At 53.9% G+C, this 12897-nt stretch carries 9 protein-coding genes; 4 read left to right on the top strand and 5 right to left on the bottom strand.

Going from position 1 to position 12897, the window contains the following annotated elements; genetic code table 11:
• Positions 1-177 precede the first annotated feature (177 nt).
• Complete coding sequence (locus tag AC6HVW_RS04635; RefSeq protein ID WP_071680868.1) at positions 178-1575, bottom strand: NarK family nitrate/nitrite MFS transporter; 1398 nt, start codon at positions 1573-1575, stop codon at positions 178-180.
• Between the two features lie 353 nt (positions 1576-1928).
• Between AC6HVW_RS04635 and narX the strand changes: the two genes are divergently transcribed.
• Both narX and narL read left to right on the top strand, forming a co-directional pair.
• A complete protein-coding gene (gene narX, locus AC6HVW_RS04630; RefSeq protein ID WP_071680869.1) occupies positions 1929-3713 on the top strand; it encodes a nitrate/nitrite two-component system sensor histidine kinase NarX in 1785 nt (594 codons plus the stop codon).
• Positions 3714-3722: 9 nt separating this feature from the next.
• A complete protein-coding gene (narL, locus tag AC6HVW_RS04625; RefSeq protein WP_071680870.1) occupies positions 3723-4373 on the top strand; it encodes a two-component system response regulator NarL in 651 nt (216 codons plus the stop codon).
• Here the strand turns inward: narL and AC6HVW_RS04620 are convergent.
• From AC6HVW_RS04620 to AC6HVW_RS04610, 3 genes are all read right to left on the bottom strand, one after another.
• Positions 4370-6151 (bottom strand): YchO/YchP family invasin, encoded by a 1782-nt coding sequence (locus tag AC6HVW_RS04620; RefSeq protein WP_254698846.1) that lies wholly within the window; start codon positions 6149-6151, stop codon positions 4370-4372. The two genes, narL and AC6HVW_RS04620, sit on opposite strands and share 4 nt — an antisense overlap.
• Positions 6152-6570: 419 nt before the next feature.
• Positions 6571-7524, bottom strand: a complete 954-nt coding sequence (gene cbl / locus AC6HVW_RS04615; RefSeq protein WP_021805681.1) for an HTH-type transcriptional regulator Cbl — start codon at positions 7522-7524, stop codon at positions 6571-6573.
• 309 nt (positions 7525-7833) lie between these two features.
• Positions 7834-8529 carry a gamma-glutamylcyclotransferase gene (locus AC6HVW_RS04610; protein WP_021805682.1) on the bottom strand — a complete coding sequence of 232 codons (696 nt, stop codon included), beginning with the start codon at positions 8527-8529 and terminating at the stop codon, positions 7834-7836.
• A gap of 505 nt (positions 8530-9034) precedes the next feature.
• On the opposite strand from AC6HVW_RS04610, the gene AC6HVW_RS04605 reads away from it, so the two are divergent.
• Both AC6HVW_RS04605 and chaA read left to right on the top strand, forming a co-directional pair.
• Entirely contained in the window at positions 9035-9853 is an 819-nt protein-coding gene (locus tag AC6HVW_RS04605) for a siderophore-interacting protein (protein WP_071680871.1), read from the top strand.
• A gap of 309 nt (positions 9854-10162) precedes the next feature.
• On the top strand, positions 10163-11263 hold the full coding sequence (gene chaA, locus AC6HVW_RS04600) for a sodium-potassium/proton antiporter ChaA (protein ID WP_021180982.1): 1101 nt from the start codon (positions 10163-10165) through the stop codon (positions 11261-11263).
• A gap of 53 nt (positions 11264-11316) precedes the next feature.
• Here the strand turns inward: chaA and lpxO are convergent, their stop codons facing one another.
• Positions 11317-12219, bottom strand: a complete 903-nt coding sequence (gene lpxO, locus AC6HVW_RS04595; RefSeq protein WP_071681125.1) for a lipid A hydroxylase LpxO — start codon at positions 12217-12219, stop codon at positions 11317-11319.
• Between the last annotated feature and the right edge of the window lie 678 nt (positions 12220-12897).

Here is a 12897-nt window from a genome sequence, read left to right as displayed (position 1 = left end):
AAAGTAGCGGTGAATTCACCGATTGGCTATCAGTGAAACAACGGGTGGGAATTGAGAGGGTAGATACTCCCCGGCAAGCGGGGAGTATCTGATTACTGACAGGCAATGGTGCTCAATGGATAGGAGTCGCACATGTTCGACCGCAGGGCCGCCGCATGCTGCCTCCGCTTGACTCAACTAGCGGGAAACCTTTTTACGGCCGTAAACGCCCCAGGTCACCACGACACACAGAATATAAAACACCAGGAAGATCTTCATCGCCCCAGCCGGTGAGCCAGTCAACGCCAGCGAAGTCCCAAACGCCTTGGGAATAAAGAACCCCCCTGCTGCACCAATCGCCGAGATAAAGCCCAACGCCGCAGCCGAATCGGTTACCGCCTCGCGCTGTGCCAACTCATCGCTTCCTCCTTCGGCTTTCACTCTGTCCACGGTGATTTTACGGAATATCACGGCGATCATCTGGAAGGTCGAGCCGCTGCCCAACCCGGCGGTGAGGAACAGCACCATAAACACGCCATAGAAGGCCATAAACGAGCCCTCGTGATCGCTACCCGGCAAGGTCAGGAACAGCAAGGCGGCGAAAATAGCCATGACTATAAAGTTCAGCAGCGTCACACGAATACCGCCAAAGCGATCGGAAAGCGCCCCGCCCACGGGACGAGCCAGCGCCCCAAGGAACGGCCCGAAGAAGGCATAATGCAGGATCACCACGTCAGGAAACTGGGTTTTCGCCAGCATGGCAAAACCGGCAGAGAAACCAATAAAGGAACCAAAGGTCGCCAGATACAGCAGGCTCAAAACCCACAGGTGACCCCGTTTCAGTACCGGCAGTTGTTGGCGCAAAGAAGCCTTTGAGGCGGCCAAATCGTTCATACCGAACCAGGCCGCCAGCGTTGCCACCAGCAGGAAAGGCACCCAAATCCAGGCGGCGTTTTCCAACCACAACTGGCTGCCGTCTGGCTGTGTCTGCCCAGTGCCGCCCAGGAAGCCGAACATGGCGAGCGAGATGGCTAACGGAGCCACCAGTTGCATTACGCTGACCCCCAGATTTCCCAGACCGCCGTTCAGCCCCAACGCGCCACCCTGCTTCGCCTTCGGGAAGAAGAAGCTGATGTTCGCCATGCTGGAAGCAAAGTTGGCCCCAGCAAAACCACACAACAGCGCGATAATGATAAATACGTTGAATGAGGTGGTTGGATCCTGCACCGCATAGCCCAACCACAGGCAAGGTACCAGCAGGAAACAGGTGCTGATGGCCGTCCAACGGCGGCCACCAAACATCGGGATCACGAAGGAATACGGCACGCGCAGGATCGCGCCGGAAACCGAAGGCAATGCGGTCAACAGAAACAACTGATCGGTGGTGAAGTTAAAACCCACTTTGTTCAGATTAACCGCCACGGCGCTGAACAGCATCCAGACGCAGAAGGCGAGCAACAGGCAGGGTATGGAGATCCACAGGTTGCGGCGGGCAATGCGGTGCCCGCTCTGCTGCCAGAATTCGCTGTTCTCAGGTTGCCAGTCCTGAATAACCGCACCCGTTTTTTTTGCTAAAGGCGTTGCAGATTGCGACATAATAACCTCAGAAACACGGTGATAACTGCGCACACCCTAGTTGATCCCCTCAAGCGGTAAAGTTGACGCAAATCAATGAGCAAGCAGGTAACTCATGGTGGAAAAACCTCATACATCCCTTAGTGAGTAGCCAATCCAGTCCAGCTAATCTATTGGTATTCAGCAGGTTATACCACAGTAGTGCTAATGGTTTGGCTATGGGTCAGGCCACCGGAAACTAAGGGGTACTTCGTTAGGGGTATGGGGTTACGCCGGGGGATGAGGAAAAATGGCTGCTATTGACGTAATTTGGCGGCCGGAGTTGCTGATATCTACTCTCTGGTTTCTGCTGCTCTATAGGGGACGCGTATTCGATGAAACGCTTGCTGGCTCCGCTTTCCATCGTTAACCAGGTTGCCCTGCTAATGCTACTGCTGGGGGTGCTGGGTATCGCCGGAATGAGTATTTCCGCCTGGATGTCGCAAAGCATTCAGGGCAATGCTCATGCCATCAACAAGGCGGGCTCCCTACGAATGCAGAGCTACCGTCTGCTGTCTCAGGTCCCTCTGGATGCCCGCAGTGACCTCCTGATGCAGGGATTGGATCAGGATGAAACCAGCCGCGATTTGCAGCTGGCGTTGGAGCGCGAAGGGCTAACCCCACAGTTGCTGACGCTGCGTGACTATTGGCTAAACCAGCTGCAACCACGGCTGCGCCAAGCACAACGCCCCGCCGATGCGGCCCCCCAAGTGGCCCATTTTGTCAGCCTGCTGGACAAGCTGGTTTCCGATATCGATCATCAAACCGAACGGCGCTTGTTGATGGTGACGCTGGTTCAGGGGGGATTTATCGCCCTGACGCTGTTGCTGCTGGTCGGCACCATCTGTTATCTACGCCGCCGTTTGCTGCACCCTTGGCGTCAATTGGTGGCACTGGCGCTGGCGGTTGGCCGCGGTGATTTCAGCCACCGCTTTGCCCAACGTGGGCATCAGGACGAGATGTCTTCCCTCGGCGCCGCGCTCAACACCATGTCCGATGAGCTTGCCACCATCTATGCCAGGCTGGAGCAACGTGTCGCAGAAAAAACCGCCGACCTGCAACAGAAAAATCAGGTGCTGGGCTTTCTGTATCGCACCAGCCGCCAGTTGCACACCAGCGAGCCGATCTGTAGCCGCCTGACGCCGATCCTCAACCAGTTGCAAACCTTGACGCCGCTACACAGCATCCAGGTACGGCTGTATGAAAACAACAGTCAGGAACAGTTTCTACAATTAAGCGGTAACCAGCCATTGAGGCCGGAGTATTGCCATAATCCGGTCTGTAGCGCCTGCTTGAGCGAACATCAGCCGCATAGTCAGGGCCATCCTTCTCTTAGCTGGAGCCTGAGTGACCAACTGGGCAATTATGGCATCGTCGTCGCTCAACATGCACCAGAACAACAGCTAAGCGATGAGCAATGTCAGTTGATGAATACCCTGATAGAGCAGTTGACCAGCGTATTGGCGATAGAGCGCCAGGTTGACCACCAGCAGCAGTTGATGTTGATGGAAGAGCGGGCCGCGATTGCCCGCGAGTTACACGACTCCATCGCTCAGTCCCTCACCTGTTTGAAAATGCAGACCAGTTGCCTGCAAATGCAGGGGAACGAACTCCCTGCGGCTAGCCTGGCGCTGGTGCAACAGATGCGTGAAGAGATCAGCACCGCCTATCGCCAGTTACGCGAGCTGTTAACCACCTTCCGCCTGCGCCTGACCGAACCTGGTCTGCTGGCGGCACTACAGTCTACGGTGCAAGAATTCAACCAGCGGCTGGGGATCACCATCGAACTGGATTATCAGTTAGGACCACGAAGCATACCGGCCTATCAGGCGATCCATCTGCTGCAGATCGCGCGTGAGGCATTGAGTAACATTCACCAACACGCGCAGGCAAGCCAGGTCACGATTCGGGTGACCAACCTGCAGGGCGAAGTCACCCTGAGCGTCAGCGACAATGGCCGTGGTCTGCCCGATATCAGTGAACGGCCCGATCATTACGGCCTAATCATCATGCGCGATCGCGCCAAAAGCCTGCATGGCCAGTGCGAAATCTTGCCGTGCAGCGGCGGCGGCACCGAAGTACGGGTGACGTTCCGCCCAGATAACTCTGCTATCGAATAAGGAAATATTATGACGACCGAAGAAGCTGCCACCATACTGCTGATTGACGATCACCCCATGCTGCGTAACGGCGTCAAGCAGTTGATTAGCATGGATCCGCGGCTGCAAGTCATCGCCGAAGCCAGCAATGGCGAACAAGGGGTGGAACTGGCGGAGCTGCACGATCCCGACCTGATCCTGTTGGATCTGAATATGCCCGGACTGAACGGCCTGGCAACGCTGGATCGCCTGCGCCAAACCGCCCTTTCCGGCCGCGTGGTGGTGTTTAGCGTCTCCAACCATGAAGACGATGTGGTGAGCGCGCTAAAACGCGGTGCAGATGGCTATCTATTGAAAGATATGGAACCAGAGGAACTGCTCAAGGCGCTGCATCAGGCGGCGGCAGGGCAAATGGTACTGAGCGAAGCATTGACTCCAGTGCTGGCGGCCAGCCTGCGGGAAAACCGTCCGGCGGTAGAACGCGACATCCAGCAGTTAACCCCGCGCGAGCGCGACATCCTCAAGTTGATCGCGCAGGGGCTGCCAAACAAGCTGATCGCCCGTAAACTGATGATCACCGAAAGTACCGTCAAGGTGCACGTGAAACACCTGCTGAAGAAGATGAAACTGAAGTCCCGCGTAGAAGCCGCCGTTTGGGTGTTAGGTAATAAGAAGGATTAGTTACCCTCTGGGTGCAACGGCCCGGTAACCGCCGGGATTGCCGGTGGCTGCAAAGTTTGCGGCGGCGGTAACCCAGGCTCCCCTTCAATAGACAAGCTCAGGGGAGCAGTAACCTGTAGCGTGATCCAGTTCGAGGTGGCTTTCTGCTGCTTTTCATCCTCAAGGGTGACGGACAGTTGGTAGTGATTACTGGCCCCTGGCGTCTCATCCCACGCGGGCACCGTCAAGGTCCACCCCTGCGGATCGTTGATATTCGCCGGCGGCGTCAGGCTGACGGCCTGAGTATCCCCTTGCCAGTTGACCGCAGCGATCTTATTGGCCGCTTTGATTTCCAGCACCAGCGGCAGCGTTTCCCCTGGATTCAGGCTCCATGACGGCGTCGCCAGAAACACCTGCAACGTTTTGCTTTCACGGAACTCCAGCACTGGCACATTATTACGTTCAATGCTGTCATAGCGGCTACCGCGCAATGATTTGGCCTGTTCCACGTAGTACGGAGAAATCTGTTTGAGCAGCGGCACCCCAAGGCGATAGGTCATCGCCAGCTCGACCTTGTCCTGGGTTTCGCCCACATTATCCAGTTTGTGCAAGGCTTTGACCGTGACCAACGGGACCGGCGTATAGTTGAGCCCCACCTGCATAGCGCTAGGATCCGTTTGTTTGTTGCCATTGCCTAGCAGATCGACACTGGCGCCGCGATACTGTTCAAAGCTGAGCGAGGCCCCAAGCTGGTGGTAAAACGGCAGATAACCTTGAGTGGTAATGTCGTAGCCACGCGCCGGACGGCCGAGAAAGACGGCATTATTTGCCTGTGGAGAAAATGACGATAGCGGGTGGTAATAGTTGGCCGACAAGCGCAAATAGTCACCCCAGGCTTCTGCACCGATGCTGCCGCGGTTGCGCTGATTCTGGAAATCACTGTCGAGCACGGAGTTGTAGCCCAGCAGCCAATCCCCCACCACCCAGCGCTGCCCCAGACCAAAATTACCCTGTGAACCATTAGCCTTTTGCAGATAACCCACCTGGCTGTAGGTCAACAAGCCATCCACGTCATAGAGCGGGCTGAACAACTGACCGCTGCTGCCGGTAAAATCCCCTTCAGGTGTGACCGCAAGCGACAGTTTAGCGGTGCCAAGTGGCGAAAGCAGTTCCTCTGTCTCCTGTTGTAAGACCGAACTGGCCTGGTTGGTCAGGTAATCTTTGGTATCGGCGCGCGCCCGCTCGCTGGATATCTGGTTAAGATTCTGCTCTGCCAGCTTTTTCGCCCGCGTAGCCCACTCTTTTTCTTTTTCGGCATCGTTGACGCCAGCGCTGCCCAGATCCGGCAGTTCTTGCGCCGGGGATGCTTGCGCCTTGACCTCACTGACCACAGCCACAGGCTTTTCTACCGGGGTCACGGCCGCAGGCACTTTAGCTGCGATATCAGCCGCATTTGCCACCGCCGGTGGGGCGATAACCTGGGTTTCTGCTGGAGGCGCTATTGTCTGAGCTTCTGCTACCGCCGCCGTTGGTACTACCGTCTGGGTTTCTGCTGTTGCTGTCGGTGGCGCTTTAGCCAGATCGTCAATCACGCTCGTCCCGACCGAGGGGACTTCCACCGTGGACTCAGCTTCGCTTTTCACCGCGACGGGTGCCTCAGCCTGGACGTCAGGCACGCCAACCACTGCCGGGGGAGCCTCCGCCTGGGCATTAAACATTATCGCCGGTAGAGCTAATAACCCGAGTAAGCGCGTGCTGGATAACAACTGTGACATCTTTTGCTGAATAACCTTGCTCATAACCACGTTTGCCCTTCGTCTTCCTTGCCGCATGGCAAACTTATCTCGTTGACACTACCGTTCCGGCAGGAAGAAATAACCTGCCGCACAGCATAATGCAACCTGAAGCCATAGGGTAAGCGATCGGCAAAAAGAAGCCATCGGAAAAACCTGTAATCGGGGATTTAAACCAAGGGTATTACCAGCGATAAAAAAGACGTCCGAACAGCACATTCCACCATTGGGGCAAACGTGCTGCACGGACGCCTGTTGAAATTCGTCGCGGATAGTCAACGTTTCCGCGTTTAAGGTAAAGCAGCTTGTATGCCAGTTTGCCAAGCTACAGATTTTAGAGTGTTATTGCCGTGCAATCTGTAATCCACCCCTCATTATTGCACAGTGATATGGCGCGCTTTGCACCATTCCAGCGCATTACAGCCTCAGATCTGATAGTCGATAACCTGTTCCAACTGATCGGAGAACACTTTTTCTTTAATGTCCGTGAGCGACAAGGTGGGATTACATAGCTGGATAAACTGCCAGGTATAGTTACGTTGTAACTGACCGCGCTTCAGCCCCAACCAGACGGTATTAGGCTCAAACAAATGTTCGGCATTGAGGCTCACCAACCCACGATCGCGCTCCTTTTCAAACGACATATCCGCCAGAATGCCTACACCCAGCCCCAACTCAACATAGGTTTTGATGACGTCAGAATCCTGGGCGCTTAGCGCGATATCCGGCGTCAGCCCTGCGGCTTTGAATGCCGCATCCAGCCGTGAGCGCCCGGTGATGCCCTGGCGGTAGGTAATCAACGGCAACGCACTGAGCATTTCCAACGTAACCAGTGGTTGGCGTGTCAATTCATGGCCTTCCGGAACCAGGATCGCATGGTTCCAGCGGTAATAGGGAAAAGCAGCCAATGACTCTTCGCTCATCAGGCGTTCACTGGCGATGCCGATATCCGCTTCGCCGCAGGCCAGCATGGCGGCAATCTCCTCCGGGCTCCCCTGATTAAGCACCACGCGCACCTGCGGATACAGCGCCCGAAACTCCTTAATCACCCCCGGTAGGCTGTAGCGGGCCTGGGTATGAGTGGTGGCAATATGGAGTTGTCCCGCATCTTTACTGCTGAACACATCGGCCAGACGGCGGATATTATTGGCATCATTGAGGATGCGTTCCGCGACCACCAACAGCTCTTTGCCCGGTTCGGTCATGCCTAATAACCGTTTGCCACGGCGGATAAATATCTCAATCCCCAGTTCCTCTTCCAGCTCGCGAATATGACGGCTAACGCCAGACTGTGAGGTAAATAACGCATTAGCGACGTCAGTCAGGTTGTAGTTGCAACGCGCTGACTCACGAATAATTTTTAATTGCTGAAAATTCATTCCGTCCTCTTCTATCCCCAAAACCGTTAACAATATTGATACGGAGTCTGGGCAAACAGAACAAATAAGGAATAGTCTTTACTTATAGCTTTTAATGCTAAGTGCATTTTTTATCATTAAAAATTCACCATCGCTTTTCTTTATATTACAAATAGATTTAAAATCAATGAGATAAATAACCATTTTAATATTATGGTTAAGTGAGTTATGCAGCAAAAAGTTATTACCTAGAGGGATAAGATATATCAACGCGAGGGTTGTTGAGACATTTGGGGGCGCACAATACGACGCCCCGACGGTAACTGAAAGCTAGGCCGTGGCTTCGCCACCTATTGGCCCCGAGGTGTTCTGTTGCAGCCACTGGCGGACATAGCCGACCAGATCGCCGATGCAGTCATCCTTCATGCCGTGATTTTTCAGCTCGTTGTCCAAGGCAAACAGATACTGCGCATTGGTGCCCAACGGGCCGCTGGCGCTGGCGATCAGCGGAGCGATCACCTGATGGCTGGTATCCGCTTCAAATAGCGGATGCTGCGGGTTCATCACAAACACCAAGGCGGTGACGATGCTGCCGTCTTCCAGCGTCAGGTCACACCAGGTTGGCAGATAGCAACCGGTGATCATCTCACGCTTCCACAAGAGTTCCAGCTCTTCACGTAGCTTATCTTCCGGCAGGCGGAAGGCCAGACCGGTGGTTTGCCCCCCTTCCTGCAGAGCAAGCATGCGCCCTGGCTGATGCAGCGTGCCCCGTCCGGCGGTCAAACGCAGGCAAAATGCCCGATGCCAGCCTTGCAGCGTCGCCGGGCGCACCTCTTCGGATTCAAATACCGGGTTCCACATCAGTGAACCATAGCCGAAAACCCATACCGGGCTATTATCCGGCCGCCTGGAGAGCGTACATGTCAGTGAGGCCGAGCGCTGTTCCGGTGTCAGCAACAGCGACTCTTCGATCGTGCCGAATGCCGTTTTGCAGTCTGCTTTTTGCAGAAAATCTCGAGTTAACACCTAATACAACCTCCTGGGAATAGGATTGCCCTAAACCCTTCGCCACTGTGTATGCAATTTCTTTTTTGGGATTCGGGGCGTGTTTATTTCCACCACCCAGCAAAAATATATACCCTATGGATTTCAAGTTGCAGCTAGGCAACAAGCTTACTCATCCCCAGGAGCTTACTTTTGGGTAAGTGACTGGGGTGGGTAAGTGCAGATAACAACGCTGCAACTTGAAAGACGACGGGTATAAATGACCATATTCTTTTCTGACCCTTCAATCAAGTTTCCAGGCATATTTAATGTGAAAAAGTATTTGTACCCAGAAGCAATAATAATTATAGACGTAAAACTTTACTCTTCCCCTGCGTTTTGTTAACAGAGCGCAGCGTTTTAACCGTAAAAAAATACAATCCGGGCGGATCACGCCGTTTGGCCTGATGTGCCACGCCAATCAGCAAACAATTCTCATTATCAAATGGCATGATATACTGCCTGCAGAATGATAAAGGAGAACCCCGTGACAACCGAAACCCCACGCAGCCGCGCCCCCTATTTGATCGAAGTTGCCCGTTTACGCGACATCACGCCGCACCTGCGCCGTATCACCTTCAGCGCGCCAGACCTGCGTTTTTACCCTGCTGAAGCCGCCGCCGCACATATCAAGGTGTTCTTACCGCTCGCAGGCCAAACCCAGCCAGACCTGCCCACGCTCACCGAGAAGGGCCCAGTGTGGGCCGCCGATGCCGTGCGCCCACTAATTCGCACCTACTCTATTCGAGCCGTCCGCCCGCAACAGGGTGAGATTGATATTGAGTTTGCCCTGCACGACCACAGCGGGCCAGCGGTGAACTTTGCACGTCAGGCCAAGCCGGGGGATAAAATTGGTATCAGCAACCCTGGCGGCCCCAAACCAATGTTGCCAGCGGCCGACTTCTACTGCCTGGCTGGCGATCCTTCTTCATTACCGGCCATCGCCGCACTGCTGGAAAACTTGCCAGCACATAGCGAAGGCCACGCGTTTATCCGTGTCGATACCCCTGCGGACGTTATCGATCTGCAAAAACCTGCCGGTGTTGAACTAAGCTGGATCATTGGCGGCACGGAGAAAACGACCGATCTCATCACGCAATTCTGTGCCTTGCCACTGCCGCAAAGCGGCACCCAGTTCTGGCTGGCAGGTGAGGACCGCCTGGTGGTCGAACTGCGTCGTTACCTGCGCCGGGAGCGCCAATGTGAGCGTAATCAGCTTTATGCCGTACCTTACTGGCGTGAAGGGCTAAATGAAGAGGGTTACCACCAGAAAAGGCACGATATCATGGATAACATTGACTCCTGATCGCCATTATCTGCCTTATTTACCGTGAAAAATGCCAGTTAAAACCCTTTTATAGGCGTTTAACATAGAACACCTGGATTTTTACGTAAAAGTAAGTAAAAAAAACCGCATCGTATGCGGTTTTTTTGTTACTCTTATCACATAAAGCAAAGTTTTGCTTTCTAAAAACTAAACACAACATCACATTATTACTCGGCGTCATGCGCAGAGTGTATCCTATTATTATTAACAACTTTCTGGATACGCTGACCCTATCTGCAGGTGAACAGCGATGACGGGCCACGCAGTTTGAGAAGGAGATGTACCGTAATGAAGTCGCACAACGATCCTGGCCGATCCAAATCTCGCCACACAGAGTATTCCCTGATTTTCCCTATCGCCGCGTTGGTTGTGCTCAACCTGTGGAGCGGTACCAGCAGTTTCCCACTGATTGTGGCCATCAACATTATTGCCCTGGTCGGTATCCTCAGCAGTGCTTTCAGCGTGGTACGCCATGCAGACGTCCTGGCCCACCGCCTGGGCGAACCCTACGGCTCGCTGATCCTCAGCCTGTCGGTTGTGATCCTGGAAGTGAGCCTGATTTCGGCACTGATGGCAACCGGCGACGCGGCCCCGGCCCTGATGCGTGACACACTATATTCAATCATCATGATTGTGACTGCCGGATTGGTTGGGGTTGCCCTGCTGCTCGGCGGGCGCAAGTTTGCTACCCAGTACGTTAACCTTGGCGGTATCAAACAATACCTGATGGCGATCCTACCGCTAGCGGTGATCGTGCTGGTGTTGCCAAGCGCCTTGCCTGGGGGCAACTTCAGCGTGGGCCAGTCACTGCTGGTTGCGGCCATCTCGGCGGCAATGTACGGCGTGTTTCTGCTGATCCAGACCAAAACCCACCAGAGCCTGTTTGTTTATGAACACGAAGATGACGATGGCGACCCGCACCACGGTAAACCCTCGTCCCACAGCAGCCTGTGGCATGCCGCCTGGTTGATCGTGCACCTGGTCGCGGTAATTGCCGTAACCAAATTCAACGCCAACCCGCTTGAAGGCTTGCTCACCAAACTGAACGCACCAACCCAGTTCACCGGTTTCCTGGTTGCGTTGCTGATCCTGTCCCCGGAAGGGTTGGGTGCTCTGCGCGCGGTGTTGAACAATCAGGTGCAGCGCGCCATGAACCTGTTCTTCGGCTCGGTGCTGGCGACCATTTCACTGACGGTGCCAGCGGTAACGATTATTGCCACCCTGACTGGCCAGACGCTAATCTTCGGCCTGCAGGCACCGCATATGGTAGTGATGCTGACGGTGTTGATATTGTGCCATATCTCGTTCTCTACCGGCAGAACCAACGTGTTAAACGGCACCGCGCACCTGGCGCTGTTTGCCGCTTACATGATGACGATATTTGCCTGATAGCGGGTGGTTACAAAACATCAACGGGGGGCATTATTTGCGCCCCGTTCTATTTATAGTGCAAAGAAAATCAGTGCTGCAATCCCGCCAAACAGCAGCCATTTGATAATGTAATAGCCCGTCTTGTTCCAGGCTTTTAATCGCTTGCCAACCTTACGCACGGCATAGATATATTTGAACAGCCGATTGACGCCGCCGGTACGATCGCCCTCTTCATTCGGTGCCGTCGCAGCACTCATCAAATTACGCCCCAACCAGTGATTCACCGCCTGCGCCCAACGGTAACGCATCGGCCGCTCGATGTCGCAAAATAGGATCAGGCGGTTTTCCCCGCTCTGGTTTTCGGCATAGTGCAGATAGGTTTCATCGAACATCACCCCTTCACCATCGCGCCAACTGTAGCGTTCGCCATCCACTTCGATAAAGCAGCGGTCGTCATTAGGGGTGATCAACCCCAGGTGATAACGCAACGAACCGGCATAAGGGTCGCGGTGGCGTGGCAAGCGGCTGCCATGGGGTAATTCGGCAAACATCGCGGCCTTCACCGAAGGCAGGCTACGCAACAGCGCAGTAGTTTGCGGGCATAACGCCATTGCCGAAGGATGGTTATCCTCATACCACTTCAGGTAAAAGCGCTTCCAGCCGGTTTTGAAGAAGGAGTTGAATCCGGCGTCGTTAAATTTATCCGACGCCTTGATTTGCTGGATCTCCATCAATTGCAGCCCTTCTTCCCGAATGGTCTGCCAGTTGTCACGCAGGATAATGAGATCGGGGAACTGCTCCGGTTGCAGGTAAGGCGTGGTCGGCACCCGCGAGAACAGGTACATAAACACGTTCAGCGGTGCAGTAAAGGTGGAATGGTCGGAAAGCTGACGCCAAAAAGGATAGCGAACACGGCCACGATAATGAATGTAAATAACGCACAAAATCAATAAGATCAGAATGATATATTTCATGATAACTTCAGAACCCCAAAATACGACCAGCAGAATGCAAGCACAGCACACAACCCAACAATTCCCATAGCTCCGTTAAGATCGGTTTAACGGCCGCAAGACACCAATAATTAACGTTATTGAAACCAAAATTCTATACAAAAAACCGCAAAAATTTACACAAAGCTTAAACGAGAATGGGATTTACGCTAGGGAGGAAGCTAACGATTTAGCAGATTCGGTTTGGGTGGAGTAAATGAACACACGGGGAGAGATACCGGATTGTCGGTCAGGCAATCGAGATCCCCCTCACCCCAACCCTCTCCCGCAGGGCGAGGGAGCTGATTCAGAGCCGTAGTCAGGTATAGAAGACAATCTGTAGCTTATTCACGCAAGGGATTGATACGGTCTGTATTTAGTTATAGGAAGCAATCTGCAGCTTATTCACGAAGGAAATCGATGCGGTGTTGTAAACCGGTAAAGCGGCCAATTGGTAGCACGGCCATTCCCCTCTCCCGCAGGGCGAGGGAGCTGATTCAGAGCCGTAGTCAGGTATAGAAGACAATCTGTAGCTTATTCACGCAAGGAATTGATACGGTGCTGTATTTAGTTATAGGAAGCAATCTGCAGCTTGTTCACGAAGGAAATCGATACGGTGTTGTAAACCGGTAAAGCGGCCAATTGGTAGCACAGCCAGTC

The organism is Serratia sp. NCCP-200 (genome assembly GCF_059697885.1).
Note: the sequence above shows the minus strand (reverse complement) of the source record. Positions and strands in the feature narration are given on the sequence as shown.